Origin of the sequence: Tsukamurella paurometabola DSM 20162, assembly GCF_000092225.1 — a bacterium.
In the GTDB taxonomy this organism is placed as follows: Bacteria; Actinomycetota; Actinomycetes; order Mycobacteriales; family Mycobacteriaceae; genus Tsukamurella; species Tsukamurella paurometabola.
This window is the reverse complement of record NC_014158.1, coordinates 4,125,186-4,141,393: the sequence shown is the minus strand read 5'-3', so window position 1 is coordinate 4,141,393 and position 16,208 is coordinate 4,125,186. Positions and strand designations below refer to the sequence as shown.

General features: G+C 69.5%; 19 protein-coding genes. 12 read left to right on the top strand and 7 right to left on the bottom strand.

All coding sequences use genetic code 11. From position 1 onward, the window contains the following. Complete coding sequence (locus TPAU_RS20065) at positions 1 to 1,398, bottom strand: FAD-binding oxidoreductase (RefSeq protein ID WP_041945322.1); 1,398 nt, start codon at positions 1,396 to 1,398, stop codon at positions 1 to 3. A 143-nt stretch (positions 1,399 to 1,541) separates the two neighbouring features. On the opposite strand from TPAU_RS20065, the gene TPAU_RS20060 reads away from it, so the two are divergent. Continuing rightward, the gene (locus TPAU_RS20060; RefSeq protein WP_013128574.1) at positions 1,542 to 1,988 is read left to right on the top strand and encodes an SRPBCC family protein; all 447 of its coding nucleotides are present in this window, start codon (positions 1,542 to 1,544) and stop codon (positions 1,986 to 1,988) included. After that, positions 1,988 to 2,905: a pseudouridine synthase gene (locus TPAU_RS20055; protein ID WP_013128573.1), complete on the top strand. Its 918-nt coding sequence runs from the start codon at positions 1,988 to 1,990 to the stop codon at positions 2,903 to 2,905. Before TPAU_RS20060 ends, TPAU_RS20055 begins: the two co-directional genes overlap by 1 nt. Here TPAU_RS20055 and TPAU_RS20050 read toward each other — a convergent pair. Further along, positions 2,902 to 3,666, bottom strand: a complete 765-nt coding sequence (locus TPAU_RS20050; RefSeq protein WP_013128572.1) for an Rv3717 family N-acetylmuramoyl-L-alanine amidase — start codon at positions 3,664 to 3,666, stop codon at positions 2,902 to 2,904. The genes TPAU_RS20055 and TPAU_RS20050 overlap by 4 nt on opposite strands. A 92-nt stretch (positions 3,667 to 3,758) precedes the next feature. Between TPAU_RS20050 and TPAU_RS20045 the strand changes: the two genes are divergently transcribed. From TPAU_RS20045 to TPAU_RS20020, 6 genes are all read left to right on the top strand, one after another. After that, positions 3,759 to 4,067 (top strand): YbaB/EbfC family nucleoid-associated protein, encoded by a 309-nt coding sequence (locus tag TPAU_RS20045; protein ID WP_041944517.1) that lies wholly within the window; start codon positions 3,759 to 3,761, stop codon positions 4,065 to 4,067. A gap of 4 nt (positions 4,068 to 4,071) precedes the next feature. Beyond that, positions 4,072 to 4,719, top strand: coding sequence for a recombination mediator RecR (gene recR, locus TPAU_RS20040; protein WP_013128570.1), 648 nt, complete (start codon positions 4,072 to 4,074; stop codon positions 4,717 to 4,719). 2 nt (positions 4,720 to 4,721) lie between these two features. Beyond that, a complete protein-coding gene (locus tag TPAU_RS20035; protein ID WP_013128569.1) occupies positions 4,722 to 5,264 on the top strand; it encodes a uridine kinase family protein in 543 nt (180 codons plus the stop codon). 88 nt (positions 5,265 to 5,352) lie between these two features. Further along, positions 5,353 to 5,922 (top strand): DinB family protein, encoded by a 570-nt coding sequence (locus TPAU_RS20030; protein ID WP_013128568.1) that lies wholly within the window; start codon positions 5,353 to 5,355, stop codon positions 5,920 to 5,922. Between the two features lie 9 nt (positions 5,923 to 5,931). Beyond that, on the top strand, positions 5,932 to 6,426 hold the full coding sequence (locus TPAU_RS20025) for an SRPBCC family protein (RefSeq protein ID WP_013128567.1): 495 nt from the start codon (positions 5,932 to 5,934) through the stop codon (positions 6,424 to 6,426). A 2-nt stretch (positions 6,427 to 6,428) separates the two neighbouring features. Continuing rightward, on the top strand, positions 6,429 to 6,953 hold the full coding sequence (locus TPAU_RS20020) for a methylated-DNA--[protein]-cysteine S-methyltransferase (protein WP_013128566.1): 525 nt from the start codon (positions 6,429 to 6,431) through the stop codon (positions 6,951 to 6,953). Between the two features lie 2 nt (positions 6,954 to 6,955). Here the strand turns inward: TPAU_RS20020 and TPAU_RS20015 are convergent, their stop codons facing one another. Together TPAU_RS20015 and TPAU_RS20010 are read right to left on the bottom strand one after the other, a co-directional pair. Then, positions 6,956 to 7,663: a type 1 glutamine amidotransferase gene (locus tag TPAU_RS20015; RefSeq protein WP_041945319.1), complete on the bottom strand. Its 708-nt coding sequence runs from the start codon at positions 7,661 to 7,663 to the stop codon at positions 6,956 to 6,958. Positions 7,664 to 7,692: 29 nt separating this feature from the next. After that, positions 7,693 to 8,931: a MurT ligase domain-containing protein gene (locus TPAU_RS20010; RefSeq protein ID WP_013128564.1), complete on the bottom strand. Its 1,239-nt coding sequence runs from the start codon at positions 8,929 to 8,931 to the stop codon at positions 7,693 to 7,695. 38 nt (positions 8,932 to 8,969) lie between these two features. On the opposite strand from TPAU_RS20010, the gene TPAU_RS20005 reads away from it, so the two are divergent. Then, positions 8,970 to 9,716 (top strand): class I SAM-dependent methyltransferase, encoded by a 747-nt coding sequence (locus tag TPAU_RS20005; RefSeq protein ID WP_013128563.1) that lies wholly within the window; start codon positions 8,970 to 8,972, stop codon positions 9,714 to 9,716. Positions 9,717 to 9,722: 6 nt separating this feature from the next. Here the strand turns inward: TPAU_RS20005 and TPAU_RS20000 are convergent, their stop codons facing one another. After that, positions 9,723 to 10,643, bottom strand: coding sequence for an EamA family transporter (locus TPAU_RS20000; protein ID WP_013128562.1), 921 nt, complete (start codon positions 10,641 to 10,643; stop codon positions 9,723 to 9,725). A gap of 93 nt (positions 10,644 to 10,736) precedes the next feature. Here TPAU_RS20000 and TPAU_RS19995 point away from each other — a divergent pair, with 93 nt between their 5' ends. Genes TPAU_RS19995 through TPAU_RS19985 form a run of 3 tightly spaced genes read left to right on the top strand, consistent with a single transcriptional unit; the run spans position 10,737 to position 14,398 of the window. Continuing rightward, a complete protein-coding gene (locus TPAU_RS19995; RefSeq protein ID WP_013128561.1) occupies positions 10,737 to 11,672 on the top strand; it encodes a LysR family transcriptional regulator in 936 nt (311 codons plus the stop codon). A gap of 57 nt (positions 11,673 to 11,729) precedes the next feature. Beyond that, on the top strand, positions 11,730 to 13,022 hold the full coding sequence (locus TPAU_RS19990) for an MFS transporter (protein WP_013128560.1): 1,293 nt from the start codon (positions 11,730 to 11,732) through the stop codon (positions 13,020 to 13,022). Continuing rightward, positions 13,019 to 14,398: an LLM class flavin-dependent oxidoreductase gene (locus TPAU_RS19985; RefSeq protein WP_013128559.1), complete on the top strand. Its 1,380-nt coding sequence runs from the start codon at positions 13,019 to 13,021 to the stop codon at positions 14,396 to 14,398. The genes TPAU_RS19990 and TPAU_RS19985 overlap by 4 nt, the downstream gene beginning before the upstream one ends. On the opposite strand, the gene TPAU_RS19980 is transcribed toward TPAU_RS19985, so the two are convergent. Together TPAU_RS19980 and TPAU_RS19975 are read right to left on the bottom strand one after the other, a co-directional pair. Then, complete coding sequence (locus TPAU_RS19980) at positions 14,395 to 15,579, bottom strand: winged helix DNA-binding domain-containing protein (RefSeq protein WP_115329962.1); 1,185 nt, start codon at positions 15,577 to 15,579, stop codon at positions 14,395 to 14,397. The two genes, TPAU_RS19985 and TPAU_RS19980, sit on opposite strands and share 4 nt — an antisense overlap. Positions 15,580 to 15,589: 10 nt before the next feature. Continuing rightward, positions 15,590 to 16,183: a TetR/AcrR family transcriptional regulator gene (locus tag TPAU_RS19975; protein WP_013128557.1), complete on the bottom strand. Its 594-nt coding sequence runs from the start codon at positions 16,181 to 16,183 to the stop codon at positions 15,590 to 15,592. Positions 16,184 to 16,208 lie beyond the last annotated feature (25 nt).

The following is a 16,208-nucleotide window of genomic DNA, read 5'->3' as shown; positions in this document are numbered from 1 at the left end:
TCACTGCCTCCTGACTGTCTTGTCGTACAGCCCCAGCAACCTGCCCGCGGGGTCGTAACGAGTCTTCAATTGTTCCAGGACCGGACCGCCGTAGAGCGCATCGAACTCCTCGCGCCCGTAGAACGCCTCCGAATAGAGCGATTTGTGACCGCCCAGTTCCGAGACCTTCTTCTCGATCAACCGGTTCGCCCGACCCTCGATCTGACCGGGTTGCTTGGGGACTGCGGACCAGAAGCCCACGTTCACATAGGTGTGGTGCGGTTCGAGTGGGTACAACGGCCACGGCCGGTGCGGGTCCGCTCCGGTGGGCGCCGGATCGCGGAGACGCAAGGGGCACAGCCAGATCGGTTCGATCGGGATCTCGTCGAGGAACCAATCGAGGAAATCGGTGAGTCCCTCGATCCGCACCTCGACGTCCTGCACCACGCGCTCGCCGGGTGGCTCGCCCTTGCGGGCGGCCAGGCGATCGCCGATATCGTAGCGCCGGTCGAGTGCCACCAGCTTCCAGTAGAAACTGCTGCGCAACAGGTGCTTCGGCCACAGCCTGCGGACCTTGGGGTTCTGCGCACCGAACGCACGCGAGCACCAGAACCAGTCGGTGTCCCAGCGCCACAGGTAGTCGTGGGTGGTGAGCCGGTCGCGCGGGATCCCGTCCTCGTGCTGGAGTGAGCGGTAGTAGATGTCCATCCCGGTGTAGTCGCTGACGGGCCCGTCCTCGTCGGTCTTGCGACCCAGGGTCAGGTAGGCCTCGTCCCGGGTGAACACCACTCCGTCGAGATAGTCCACGCGCTCGCCGTCGAATTCACCCGCATCCACGATCGCGTTCATCGTGGTCTGCAGTTCGCGGAGGTCGTGCAAGCGCACGTGCCGCAGCTCCACGAACCGGCCCACCTCGTCGAGTTCCACGGTGAGCCGCGTCGAGTAGCCGAGCGTGCCGTAGGAGTTGGGGAAGCCGAAGTACAGGTCGGCGTTCGGTCCGTCCGGGGTGGCGGTCACGATCTCGCCGGCGCCGGTGAGGATGTCCATCGACCGCACCACCTCGTGCGGAAGGCCGGTCCGGAAGGAACTGGACTCGATGCCCATACCGGTTACCGCACCGCCGAGAGTGATCGTCTTGAGCTGGGGCACCACCGTCGGTGCGAGGCCGAAAGGCAGTGTGGCAGCAACGAAGTCTTCGTACGTGCAAACGCCGCCGACGTCGGCGGTGCGGGCCTGCGGATCGATGGAGATCACCGAGCCGAGGCCGGAGACGTCCAAGCCGGGGGTGTCGGTCGCGGCGCGGGCGCGGAACAGGTTCGAAGTCTTCTTCGCCAGTCGCACTCGGGAATTCACGTCGATCGCGCGGTAGCTGGTCAGGAGGCGGTCGAGGCCCTCGCGATACGCGGCCTCGCCCCCGATCGCGATCGGCGTCGTAGTGCGGGCCTGCGTTCTGATCCGAGCACTCACCTCTTGGACGCTATACCCGTCGCCCGGTCCGCGCGCGTCCGCCCACCCATTCGCTACGCTCAACGTCGAACCCGAGAGCAGAGGAACGAGCTACGTTGGCCCAGGTAACCGCCACCAAGTCCATCACGATCGCCGCCACGCCGGACCGCGTGCTCGCGGCCGTCACCGACTACACCCATCGCGGCGAGATCCTGCCGCCGAACTACCGCGACTACCGCGTGCTCGAGGGCGGTCAGGGCACCGGCACCGTGGCCGAGTGGATCCTGCAGGCCACCGAGAAGCGTTCGCGCAATGTGCACGCCACTGTCACCGTCGACGGCGACACCGTGACCGAGAAGGATGCGAACTCCTCCATGGTCACCACCTACCGGGTGGTCGCGGCCGACAGCGCGGGTGATCAGAGCACGGTCACCATCACCACCACCTGGCAGGGCGCCGGCGGTATCGGTGGCTTCTTCGAGAAGACCTTCGCCCCCAAGGGCCTGGCCCGCATCTACGGCGAGCTGCTGACCAACCTCCGGGTTCAGGTCGAGAAGGGGTAGTGGCACGACGTCGCCATCGTGGTACCCCCGTCCCGCCGCTGCCGCTGCGGGACGGGGTGGATGCGACCCGATTGGTGATCGCCGAGGAAGAGGCCGGTCACGCGCTCGGTGACGTCCTTCAGGCGCGATTCCCCGGCACCGCCGCATACCTGGCGGGGGAGTACGCGTCGGGTTCCGTGGTCACCTCCGGCGGTGCACCACTCGGCCCCGCCTCGCCGGTCACCGCGCGACAGGCGGTCTGGCTCTATCGCGAGCTGCCGCACGAGGTGCCGGTGCCCTTCCCGATGCCGATCATTCATGCCGACGACCGGATCGTGGTGGTCGACAAGCCGCACTTCCTGGCGACCATGCCCCGCGGCGCGCGGGTGGTGCAGAGCGCGCTGGTTCGACTGCGGCGTGAGCTGGGCGAACCGTCGCTCTCGCCCGCGCACCGGCTGGACCGGCTCACCGCCGGCGTGCTCCTGTTCACCCGCGATCCCGCCGTCCGCGGTCCCTATCAACAGCTGTTCGCCCAGGGGCTGGCGCGCAAGGAGTACGCCGCGCTCGCGCCGCTCCGACGCGACCTGGAGCTGCCGGCCACCGTCGAATCCCGGATCGAGAAGACCCCGGGGATCATGCGCGCCTACGAGGTGAACGGGCCGGTGAACGCCCGATCACACGTCGAGCTGGAGGCGGAACTGGGCACCATCGCGCGCTATCGGTTGCGGCCCGAGACGGGCAAGACACACCAGCTGCGGTTGCATATGAGTCGCCTGGGGGTGCCGATCCTGGGAGATCCGCTCTACCCCGAACCGCGCGAGGTGATCGACGGTGACTTCACCGATCCGCTCCGGCTGCTGGCCCGGCGGCTGGCCTTCGTCGATCCGATCGACGGCGCCGAGCGGGAGTTCGTCAGCTCCCGCGAGCTGACGCCCTAGCGGGAACCGAGGTAGTTCGCGACGCCCGTGGCGATGGCCTGGGCGAGCCGCTGCTGCCCGTCGGCGGAGGCGAGCATCGCCGCCTCGGTGGGGTCCTTGAGGTTGCCGGATTCCACCATGATCGAGGGCACCGTGGCGAGGTTCAGGCCCGCCAGATCGGAGCGCGGGTACAACCCGCCCGAGCCCAGGTAGGTGGCCGGGGTGAACCCGCCGCCCACGAGCGCATCCCGCATGACCTGCGCGTATCCGGTCGACGCCTGCTGGGCAGGGTTGAGCGGCGGCGAGGAAAGATTCACGTGAAACCCTCGGTTACCAGCGGCGGAACCGTCGGCGTGGATCGAGACCGCGGCGTCGGCCCCGAACTGGTTCGCTGCGTTCGCGCGGGCGTCGACGCACGGCCCCACCGAGGTGTCGTCGTTGCGCGACATGAGTACCTGCGCGCCCGCCGCCTTGAGGAGTTGGTACACCTGGTACGCCACGGCGTAGTTGAACGTGTGCTCCGCGAGGCCGTTGACTCCCGTGGTGCCGGTGGTCTGGCATTCCTTGGTGCCGCCGCGGCCGGTGGGCACCTGCTTGCCGATCGACGCGTCGTTGCTGCCGTTGTGACCCGGGTCGATGAACACCTTCTTGCCCGCAAGCGAGCCCGCGGCCGGCGCCGCGTTGTTCACCAGGGCCGGCTCCGAGGGCGATAGGCTGGAGCAACCGGTGAGGATCATGGCCGGGACGAGGCTCGCAGCCAGCAGGGCGAAACGGGTCTTCACAGCTCGGACTGTACCGCCTCATGCGGCGCAGTGGTAACACAAGCAACAAGAATCGGACATAGCGGTCGTGGGACCGGCGGAGGGAGACGGCAATGCAGCCCGGAGGCTCGATGGAAGACTTGATGGCCCAGGTCGGCGCGATGCAGCAGCAGCTCATGGCCGCGCAGGCCGAACTGCAGGCCACCACGATCGAGGGACAGGCCGGCGGGGGCCTCGTCAAGGTCATCGGCACCGGTGACGGCCAGGTCACCTCGCTGGTGATCGACCCCAAGGTCGTCGACCCGGAGGATGTCGAGACGTTGCAGGATCTGGTCCTGGGTGCGCTCACCGACCTGTCGAACAACACCGCCGAGCTGGCGCAGCAGAAGATGGGCCCGCTGGCCGGCGGCCTGCCGTTCTGACCCCGTGTACGAAGGCCCCGTTCAAGAGCTGATCGACGAGCTCGCCAAGCTCCCGGGGGTGGGACCGCGCGGCGCCCAGCGCATCGCCTTCCACCTCCTGGGAGCACAGCCCAGCGAGATCGACCGGCTCACCCATGCCCTCACCCGCGTACGCGACGACGTGCGGTACTGCGAGGTGTGCGGCAACGTCTCCGCCGACGTGCGCTGTCGGATCTGCTCGGATTCGCGGCGCGACGCCTCCAAGATCTGCGTGGTCGAGGAGGCCAAGGACGTCCAGGCTGTGGAACGCACCCGCGAGTACCGCGGGCTCTATCACGTGCTCGGCGGCGCCCTGAACCCGATCAAGGCCATCGGCCCCGACAAACTGCGGATCCGCGAGCTGCTGGTGCGGCTCGGTGCCGCGGTCGACGGGGTGGAGGTCGACGAGGTGATCATCGCCACCGACCCGAACACCGAGGGCGAGGCCACTGCCGCCTTCCTGGTGCGGATGCTCAAGGACTTCCCCGGCCTCACGGTGACCCGGCCCGCAGCCGGACTGCCCATGGGCGCCGAGCTGGAGTTCGCCGACGAGCTCACCCTGGGCCGCGCCATGAGCGGCCGGCGCTCGCTCGCCGAACCGCCCCGCGTGCTCGAAGAGACGCCGCCGAGCTGACCGTGGACGCCGCGCAGCTGCTGGCCCGGCTCGGCCACCCCGAGGGCATCGTCGCCGTCGACGGCCCTTCGGGCGCCGGGAAATCGACCTACGCCCAACGGCTGGTCGACGAGCTGCGCGCGGGCGGTGCCCGCGTCGCCCTGGTGCGGACCGATCACTACGCCACCTGGGACGACCCGGTGTCCTGGTGGCCGCGGATGCTCGAGGAGGTCCTCGTTCCGCTCTCCCGCGGCTGGGACGCCCATTACCGACCGCTGATCTGGCGTGACGGCACCCCGCGCCCCGGCCCTGAGGTGCGGTTGCCGTGGGCGCCACTCATCGTGGTCGAGGGGGTCTCCAGCGCCCGGCGGTCGTTCGCCGACAGACTCTCGCTCGCACTGTGGATCGACGGTGGCACCGCCGCGCAGCGACTGGAGCGGGCGGTCGCCCGCGACGGCGAGGCCGAGCGGGAGAACCTGCGGCGCTGGCAGGAGTTCGAACGCGGCTGGTTCGCCGTGGACGGCACGCGCGAGCGGTGCGAGATCGTCGCGAATCTGCCGGTCTGAGGCGGGGCGTGGACATAATGTCCTCGGTTCGCCTGTGAGCGACAGTTTCGCGACGGAGCATGTCGGTGGGGTCTGCCACAGTGGTGTCATGAAGGACGATCTGCAGCGCTATCTCGATCACGCGCGGGACGCGCTGCTGTGGAAGCTCGACGGTCTCGGCGAGTACGACCTGCGCCGTCCGCTCACTCCCACCGGTACCAATCTGCTGGGGCTGGTCAAACACTGCGCAATGGTCGACGCCGGTTATCTGGGTGACTGTTTCGGCCGCCCCTTCCGGCATCCGAATCTGCCCGATCCGCTGGCTCCCGGGGCCGATCCCAACGACGACCTGTGGGTCCGGGCCGACGAATCGAGCGTGGCGATCCGCGATCTGTTCGCAGCTGCCCGGGCGCACGCCACTGCGACCCTGTCCGAACTCCCCCTGGATGCCACCGGCACGGTCGCGTGGTGGGGCGAGAACGGACGCGGCGTGACGCTGCACCGCCTCGCCCTGCACGTGCTCCTCGACCTCGGCCGGCACGCGGGTCAGGCGGATATCGTGCGGGAATCGGTCGACGGTGCCGTCGGCCTGCTGGCCGAGAACACCAACCTGCCGGACGGTTACGACTGGGCGGCCTACTGCGCGCAGGTCGAGTCGTCCGCCCGCGCCGCCCAATAGGATCGGCTCATGCGACTGCGCGACAACCCCGTCATCGAGGTCACCCGGAAGCTCGCCTGCACGCCGGAGCAGGCATGGGCCCTGGTCACCGACATCTCACTTCCCACCCGGACCGATGGTGAGTTGCAGCGCGTCGAGTGGCTCGACGGTGCTGAACGGGTGGCTCTGGGAGCCCGCTTCCGCGGCTACAACCGCAACGATCAGCTGGGCGAGTGGGCTACCGACGCGGAAGTCATCGAGGTCGAGGAGGGGCGCCGCTGGGTGTGGTCGGTGGGGCCCGAGGGTGGCGGAGAAGCGTGGACCTCCTGGGGGTTCGAGGTGGATCCCTCCCGTGACGGTGCGCTGGTGCGGCAGTGGGGACGCGTCGGCGACGGTGCGTCGCCGTTCCGCGCCTTCGTCGCGGCGCACCCTGAACGCGAGGCGAGGATCATCGAGTACCGGCTCGATCTGTGGCGGACGGCCATGGAAGCCAATCTGGCTGCGTTGGCCGACGGTCTGGACTGACGGTGGCAGCCGGTTTCGCTCTCTTCGACACCGCCATCGGGCGGTGCGGTATCGGCTGGAGCGCCGACGGTGTCGTGAACGCGGTGCGACTGCCGGAGGAGTCCGACGAACAGACGGGGGCGTTCATCGCGCATGGAGCCGCCGAATCCGTTCCGCCGGAAACGATTCAGCGGGTTATCGATGCCGTCGTGGCGTTGACGGACGGCACCAACCTCCAGGACGATCTCACCTGGGTCGTGCTGGATATGAACGGGCTCACCGACTTCCAGCGTGCCGTGTACGAGGTCGCCCGTCGGATCCCGCCTGGGCACACGCGAACCTACGGCGAGGTCGCCCACGAGATCGGGCTACCCGGGTCCGCTCGTGCGGTGGGCCGAGCCTTGGGAGAGAACCCTTTTCCGCCGGTGGTGCCGTGTCACCGGGTGACTGCCGCGAACGGGAGGACAGGTGGCTTCTCCGCGACCGGCGGCGTGCAGACCAAGATGCGCCTGCTCGCGATCGAACAGGCCGTTCTCGGTCTCTGGTAGGGCTATCGGCGCAGGCGCTCGCGGCGTAGCAACTCCACATCGGGGAGGTCCAGCGGCTCCAGCTCACGACCGGTCGCCTTCGCCAGCAGGTAATCCGCCAGTTCCGGGTTCCGGGCGAGGGCCGGGCCGTGCATGTAGGTGCCGAGCACGCTGCCCTGGATCACCCCGTCCACCGGCTCGCCGGCGCCGTTGCCCACGCCTCGAGTCACCCGCATCAAGGGGGCGGCGGCCGGACCGAGAGTCGAACCGCCGCGGTGGTTCTCGAATCCGGTGAGGGGCTGCGTCAGTCCGTCGATGAGCGGACGCCCCTCGATCTCGCCGATCGAGCGGGTGGCCTGCGGGGCCGTGGTCAGGTCGAACAGCGATATGCCGTCAACCCGCTCGCCCTCGGAGGTCTCGTACCAGTGGCCCAGCACCTGGATGGCGGCGCAGATCGCCAGTACCGGTGCACCTTTCGATGCAGCCTCCTGCATGCCGGGGTACTTCGACAGGTGTCGAGTCGCCAACCGCTGCGCGTAATCCTCGGCGCCGCCGAGGGTGTAGATGTCGCACGATGCAGGCACCGGATCGGCCAGCGTGATCGGCAGGACCTCGGCCTCGATGCCACGCAGCCGTGCGCGCTGCCGCAGTACCAGGGCGTTGCCGCCGTCGCCGTAGGTGCCCATCACATCGGGCAGCACCAGGCCGATCACCAGAGTGGAATCGGTGATCCGGGTCTCGGATCCGGAGAAGTCGATCATCAGGCGCGGCCCTCCAGTGCCGTATTCAGATCACGGAAGGCGGTGTAGTTCGCCAGCACCTCCACTCGTCCGGGTGGGCACGATGCGATCGCCGCCACCGGATCGGCCACCAGCGAGTGCTCGGCCCCGGCGTAGGTGAGCCGTACCGCCAGATCGGCACCGCGTTCGCCCGAGGCGACCACCTTGCCGTTCTCGAACCGCTCGAACTGCACATCCCAAAGCCAGGAAAGGTCCTCGCCGTCGGGGACCTGACCGTTCACCGCGATCACCAGTCCCTCCGCGGTGCCGTCGATCATCGACATCGCCTCCTGCCATCCGGCCGGATTCTTGGCCAACAGCATCCGCACGGTGTGCTCGCCCACGGTCACCGTCGAGTAGCGGCCGGCCACCTCGCCCACCGTACCGACCGCGGCGACCGCGGCTGCGGGATCGGCACCCATCGCGACGGCGGCCGCGACGGCCTGCGCGGCATTGCCGCGGTTCGCCCGACCGGGCAACTTCAGTGTGAGCGGAGCGACGAAACCATCCGGGCCGTAGATGTTCTCGTCATCGACCCACCAGTCGGGGGCAGGTCGCGAGAAGTCGGTGCCCGTCGAATACCAATGCTCGCCGTCACGCACGATCGGCTCACCCGAGCGCGGACAGGAGACGGAGTCCGAGGTCCAGCCGGCGCCGGCGGCGACCCACACGACCTCTTTCGCGTCGTACGCCACCGAGGCGACCAGCACGTCGTCGCAGTTGGCGACCACGGTCAAGGCGGGGTGCGCATCGACCGCGGCGCGGATCTTGCGTTCGATGGCGTTGATCTCACCCACCCGGTCGAGCTGATCGCGCGAGAGGTTCAACAGCACGAGCGTCTCGGCCTGCACCGCGTCGAGGACGTGCGGTACGTGCAGCTCGTCCACCTCCAGGGCCGCGAGCGGTGCCGTGAGGTGGGCGGTCAGCGCGGCGACGATGCCGGCGTCCATATTCGCGCCGTCGGCCTGGGTCGCGACCTCGGCGCCGAGCGTCCCGAGCGCGGTCGCCGTCATCCGGGTGGTGGTCGACTTGCCGTTCGTGCCGGTGATCACGGCCGTGCGCTTGCCCGCCGCGAGGCTGGTCATCAGGTTGGGCTCGATCTTCAGGGCCACGAGCCCGCCGATCATCGAGCCCTTGCCGCGGCCGGCGCGCTGCGACGCCCAGGCTGCGGAACGGGCGGCGAACAGCGCCGTGCGGGCGCGGAGGGGGAGTCCGGGCATGCGGTCCAGGATAGGCCACCTGCCCCTACGCTGGGTTCATGGCTGAACTCCACGAGGATCGTCACCGCGCCCTGTCGTTCGGCGCCATCGCCGACGCCTACGACCGATTGAGGCCGCGCTACGCCGATGTCACGGTCGACGCGATCAGCGCGGGCGCCGCGACCGCCGTCGACGTGGGGGCTGGTACGGGCATTCTGTCCCGGCAACTGCGCGACCGGGGCCTCGACGTGCTGGTCGTGGAGCCCGACGCCGCGATGGCGGAGGTGGCTCGCGGTTCCGGGGTGCCTGCGGAGGTGGCGACCTTCGAAGACTGGGACGCCGCCGGCCGTACGTACGATCTGGTCACCTTCGGCCAGTCCTGGCATTGGGTGGACGCAGACATCGCGGTGCCCCGACTGGCCGGCCTCCTGAACCCCGGCGGCAGGGTGGCGCTGCTGTGGAACAAGCTGCGGCCGACCACCCCGTCGAACGCCGAGCTCCGGGCGGCGAGCGCGGACTACATCAATGTCGACGCCGTGAGCGCCGATCCGACGCAGGCCGAATTCGCGCTTGCGGAGCTCGGGAACCGGTTCACCGATGCGGGCTTCACGGTGCGAACCCGCGAGGACGCGTGGACCGAGACTCAGACCGCTGAGCGGTGGCTGGACCTGATCTTCACCTACTCGGCCCATTCCACGCTGCCCGACGATCGGAAGGCCGCACTGCGGTCGGCGCTCGCCGGCGTGATCGGCGACCGGGATGTCGAGCTCGGCGCGTCGACCATCGCGCTCATCGCACAGCGGTAGGCGGGTTCAGGCGACGACCGGCTCCCGACCGGGCGATGGCGCCGGTTTCGGTGCACGCTGCATCATCCCCGCGAGACAGCCGGTGATCACCACCGCGGCGCCCACCAGGGCGAGGGCCGAAGGATGCTCGCCCAGGAACAGCGAGCTGGCCGCGATGCCCACCACCGGCACCATCAGCGAGACCGGCGCGACCGTCGACGACGGGTAGCGCGCCATGAGCCAGGTCCACAGACCCGAACCGGCGATGGTGCCGAGCAGCACGATGTAGGCGAGCCCGCCGAGGGCCTTGAGGCCTGCCTCGCTGCCGAAGCTGTGCGCCAGCAGGTTCCAGCCGGTGGTGGGCCCCTCGATCACGGCGCTGAGCAACAGCATCGGGATCGGCGGCACCACGGCCATCCAGAGTGTCAGCCGCATCGGCTGCTCGGCGCGCGCGAGGCGGCTCCCCAGATTGCCGAAGGCCCAGCCGAGCCCCGCGGCCAGCGTGAGCAGCACGGGCACCACGCCGGTAGCGGCGCCGTGTCCGGCCCGATCGGCCACGATCAGGCCCATGCCGGTGACGGCGATGGCGATCCCGGCGACCTGCCGGGTACTGAGCTTCTCCCGGAGCAGCAGCGCGCCGAGCAGCACCGTGAACGGTGCCGAGGACTGCAGCACCAGCGAGGCGAGACCGGTGGGCATCCCGAGGTGCATGGCCAAGAACAGGAATGCGAACTGCAGCGTCCCGAATCCCACGCCGTACAGGACCAACCAGCGAGTGGGTACGTCCGGCCGGGGTACGAACAGCACGACCGGGATCGCTATCACCAGGAACCGCAGTGCGCCGAGGAAGAACGGCGGGAAGTAGTCGAGTCCGTACCGGATGGCCAGGAAGTTCAGTCCCCAGAGCACGACGACGGTGAGGGCGACGAGGCGGTGACGGGGGCTCATGACAGGAAAGTCTTCCGGGATTGAATCCTCAGAACAATCGAATACTTCTGCATGAAGTGTGTAGCTTCACTTCACTGACGTAGCCTGATCGGCATGGACGTCCACCGCCTGCGGATCCTGCGCGAACTCGCCGATCGTGGCACCGTCGCGGCCACCGCGCGAGCGCTGGATATGACGCCGTCTGCGGTCTCGCAGCAGCTCAAGGTGCTGGCCCGGGAGGCAGGCGTCGACTTGCTGGAACCCGACGGCCGGCGGGTACGCCTGACCGATGCGGGGCTCGCTCTGGTGGTGCGGGCCGAATCCGTGCTCGGCGAACTCGAACGTGCTCGCGCCGAGATGGACCGCTACCGCTCCACGCCCACCGGTGTCGTGCGCCTGACCCTGTTCCCGTCGGCGGCCGAACTGCTGCTCCCCGGCGTGCTGCGCCGCACCACCGGGGCGGGCGTGCAGGTGACCGCCGCCGACGCCGACCTCCCCGGCACCGAGTTGCCCGCGATGCTGGCGGACGCCGATGTCGTGGTGGCGCACCGCGACGAGCGCGCCCCCGCGCTGGGCGGTCCCCGCATCGCCTCCCGCGTTCTCATGCGCGAGCCGATCGACCTCGTCGTGCCGATGGACCATCCGCTCGCGGCGGCTGGGCGCGTCGCCGCGGAACAGCTCAAAGATCTCGACTGGATCAGTGTGCGCGACGGCTTCCCGGTCGACGACGTGTTGCGCTCCTTGGCGACGATCACCGGTGTGCAGCCGCGGATCGTGCAGCGGATCAACGATTTCCACACCATTCAGGCGATGGTCGCGGCGGGTCTCGGAGTAGCCCTTGTGGCCCGGCATGCGGTCACCCATCCCGGCGTGCGCGGATTGGAGATCGCGGGCGTTCTCGCCGCCCGCATCCTCGAGGTGGCGACCCGGCCGGGTGCCGAGCGGCGACCCGCGGTGGCCGCCGTGCTCCGTGCGCTCGATGACGAGGTGGCAGCGGTCCATGCGGACGGTGCTGGCATCAGGCAGATTCCAACGCTCGACTGGACCTGAACGGGCTGGGATCGTCCCGGTGTGACTGCGCATGGGGCGAGGGCCGAACGACGACGGGTGGCAATCGCCTCCTTCGTCGGGACATCGGTCGAATGGTACGACTTCTATCTCTATGGAACGGCTTCCGCGTTGATCCTGGGGCCGCTGTTCTTCCCCACCGCATCAGCGGCGGGGGGAGTCCTGGCCGCCTTCGCCACGTACGCGGTCGGATTCCTCGCCCGCCCACTGGGAGGCGCGATCGCCGGACACCTCGGCGATCGGATCGGCCGCAAGCGTGTGCTGGTCGCCTCCCTCGTGCTGATGGGATTGGCTACCAGTGCGATCGGTCTGCTACCCGGCTACGCCGCCATCGGAGTCGCAGCCCCGATCCTGCTCACTGCGTTGCGGCTGCTTCAGGGGTTGTCGGCCGGAATCGAGTGGGGTGGAGCGGTTCTCCTTGCCGTCGAACACGCTCCCACGGATCGTCGTGGTCTCTTCGGCGCCCTACCGCAGGCGGGCTCCGCCGCCGGGATGATCCTGGCCACGTCCATCTACACGGTTGTGCACACTGTGCTCGGCGGCGCCGCGTTCACCGCGTGGGGATGGCGGATCCCTTTCCTGCTCAGTGCCGTTCTTGTGATCGTCGGTCTGGTGGTGCGACTGTCGGTGCGGGATTCGGCAGAATTCGAGGAACTGCGGTCTACCGGCGCGGTTCACCGATCGCCGGTGCGCGAGGTGTTGCGGCGCCATCGACGCACCGTGGGACTGACTGTGTTGATGCGCATCGGCCAGAACTCGGTGTACACGCTCTACACCGTGTTCATGCTCACCTACATCGTCGGCGAGGTGCGCTCCGACGGTGCCCCGATCGGTCTGGTGGCCACGCTCGTCGCCTCGGTGACCGGGCTCGCGGCGACCCCGCTATGGGGAGCACTCTCCGACCGCCTCGGGCGTAGGCCCGTGTATCTGTTCGGCGCGATCGTCACCGCGGTGTTCACCGCCCCGGCCTTCGCGCTGATCGGGACCGGTTCCGCCGTGCTGATCGTGGTGGCCTTCGTGATCGGCATCAACATCGGTCACGACAGTCAGTACGGCGCTCAGGGCGCCTTCTTCGCTGAGCTGTTCCCCATCGACGTCCGCTACAGCGGTGCGTCGATCGGGTACGCGGTGGGCGCCGTGCTCGGCGGCGGGCTCACCCCGCTCGTCGCGGCGGCGTTGCTCACTGCCGGGGGCGGGACACCATGGCTGGTAGCAGGATTCGTCTCCGCGCTCGCGGTGGTCTCGGGTATCGGCGTGTACCTCGCGCCGGAGACCCGGCCGGTGCGGCCGACCGTCGCGCCGCAGCGTCCCGCGGCGGAGGCGCTCGCATGAGCCGGCCGTTGCTGCTCAGCGCGTTCGCCATGGCCTGCGTCGGGCATCAGTCCGCTGGCCTGTGGACCCGCCCCGAAGACCGGAGCACCCACTACACCGAGCTCGATCACTGGATCTCACTTGCCCGGCTGCTCGACGACGCCGGATTTCACGCGCTCTTCCTCGCCGATGTCCTGGGCACCTATGACGTGTACGGGGGTACCCGCGACGAGGCGGTGCGCTCCGCTCTGCAAGTCCCGGTGAACGATCCGATCCTGGCGATCTCCGCCATGGCCGCCGCCACTCGGAACCTGGGCTTCGGCGTCACGGTCTCGACCACGTACGAGCAGCCGTACGCCCTGGCGCGCCGAATGACTACGCTCGACCACCTCACCCGGGGACGGATCGGGTGGAACGTGGTCACTGGCTATCTGGACTCCGCGGCGAAGAACCTGGGTTTCACGGCGCAGATCCCGCACGATCAGCGCTACGACATCGCCGACGAGTACCTCGAGGTCTGCTACAAGCTGTGGGAGCACTCGTGGACCGACGCCGCCGTGGTCGCCGATCGCGCCACCGGTGTCTACGCCCGACCTGATCAGGTGCGCGATATCGATCACCATGGAGAGTATTTCACCGTTCCGGGCGCATTCCTGTGCGAGCCGTCGCCGCAGCGCACACCCGTGATCTTCCAGGCCGGATCCTCGCCGCGAGGCAGACGGTTCGCAGGTCGGCATGCCGAGGCCGTCTTCGTGATCGGCCCTACACCCGCCGCGGTCCGGTCGACGGTGGCCGCGGTCCGCGCCGAGGCGGAGGCGGCGGGCCGCGACCCGCGGTCGGTGCGGATCATCGCGGGCCTCACCGCCGTCGTTCGTGCCACTGACGAGGAAGCGGAGGAAGCGCTCAGCGAATATCGACACTCCGCCAGTGAATCCGGTGCGCTCGCTCTGTTCGGCGGCTGGACCGGCGTCGATCTCGCGGGCATTCCCCCCGATGCGCCGTTGGTGCACGTGAGTACCGATGCCAACCGGTCCGCGCTCGATGCCTTCACCCGCGACGCTGACCACGAGTGGACGGTCGGTGAACTCGCTCGTTTCGTGAGCATCGGAGGGCGCGGTCCGGTGCTGGCGGGGTCGGCGGCGACCGTCGCGGATCAGTTGCAGCGGTGGCAGGACGAGGCCGATGTCGACGGCTTCAACTTCATGTACGTCACGATGCCCGCTACTTTCGCCGATATCGCCGAACACCTCGTGCCCGAGCTGCGGCGCCGCGGACTGCTCGACGATCCGGTCCGGGGACCGTCGACGCTGCGGGAGCGGCTCGGGACGTCCGACGGTCCGCGGCTGCCGAAGTCTCACTACGCGCGCCGAATCGGGATCGGCGCACCTGCACGTTAGGAGTCGAACGCGACCACCGTGGACGTGGCGCCGCGGAGTGCGCCGACCGCCTCCGCTTCGACGCTCACGGAGGCGCGGTCGGACGCGGAGAGAGGCGTGAACGGTGTGACGGTGAGCGTGAGATGATCGCTCCGCTTGCGTGGGCGCCAGAGCCCGACGATGCGCCCGTCGAGCAGGACCGTTCCGGGCTCGCCGACCGGCTTCCAGACGGCGCGGTGGTGCTCCGGCGCGAGGATCACCGCGCGGTCGCGCGCCTGCGTGTACGGGTCCCGCGGCGGAAGGAGGCGCACGCCCGTGGGGAGCGAGGTCTCGCGGAGCTCGGTGAGGTCGTCGGCGTGTGCCCAGGCGCGAGCGCCCTCGGTGTCGACGCGTTCGAGCTGGTCTGCGAGTGTGTCCCACCACGGGTCCACGTCGGCGGCACGAACGCCGATCCACGCTGCGAAATCCGCACGCGTGGTGGGACCGTAACAGCGGAGGAACCGGCGGAAGAGGCCGGCGCGCGCGTCCTCGGGTGTGCGCGCGGGGATCGGAGCCGGGAGCCAGTCGTCGGTGAGGGCGAAGGGCGCGGTATTGCCGTCGCGGGGTGCGAAACAGACCTGGCCGCGCAGGGCGAGGACGCGAACGCAGAAGTGCACCACGGCCTCGCCCAGCGGTTGGCCGGCCGCGTGCGGGCCCTCCGCCTCCCAGCGCTCGCGCTGGTCCGCGCCGAGCTCGGGCGCGATCGCGGCGGCGACCTCTACGCCGAGTTGCGCGATCGCGAGCCTGCGACCGCTGAGTACCGCGGCGGTGTGCCTCGCGGTGAGGTCGACGGCCTCGTCGAGGGTGAGGCCGAGCCCGTCGAGCGCCGGGCCCACGCCCTGGATCAGGTGCCGCGCTGCGTCTTCGGTGGGCGGCAGGACCCCGGTGGTGAAGACCGCCGCCTCGGCGGTGGGCACGAGGAACGGTGCGCCACGCATGCACCAGGTGCGCAGCAGCTCTCGCGATTCGAGAGCCTCATCGAGGGTGTCGACGGCCACGCCGCGCACTCTGGCGTGCAGCGCGAGGAGGGCCGAGCCGGGCGGGCTGTCCTGGATGCCGCACCGCCCTGCGGCGCGGCTGAACTCGCGCTCGGCAAGGCGCTCCGCGAGGCCGTGCGTGCGCAGGCGGAATCCGATGATCTGATCGTTCGACAGCTTCGGCACCGTCTCCACGCTAGCGCGGTTCGCGTGCCAGTGTGCTCAGGCCGGCCGGGAGGAACCGGGTGAGGAGCCCGTGTGCAGCGGCCGAATCGCCGTCGACCAGGCGAGTCGTCATCACGCCTTCGTAGAGCGCGATCGCAAAGCGGGCCAACGCCTCCGCGTCCGCGGGTGGCACATCGAACCGGGCGATCGCGTCGGCGAGCCGGGCTCGCACGGCGCGGTCGTGCGCGGTGAGCCTGGCCGCGGCCTCGTCGTCACGCGCGGCGTAGATGGTGAACTCGGTGGTGAGTAGCGACCAGCGGCGCTCGTTCGGATCGTCGGCGCCGGCGGCGAGCGCGGCGCTGGCGATCGCCTCGTCGAGCGTGGGTGCCGCGTCGATGGCAGCGGCGATGCGGCCGATCTGGTGTTCGGCGTGGCGGTCGAACAGTGCGAGGAACAGGGCCTCCTTACCCGGGAAGTTGGAGTAGAAGGCGCCGCGGGAGAGCCCGGCACGGGTGCAGATCTCGTCCATCGAGGCGGCGTGGAAGCCGCGCTCGGCGAACACGGCGAGTCCCGCGTCCAGGAAGCGCTCGACGCTGCGCGCCCGTGTTCTGTCGCCCTTCGCCATCGGTACCTCGCAATCCGTTGACCCC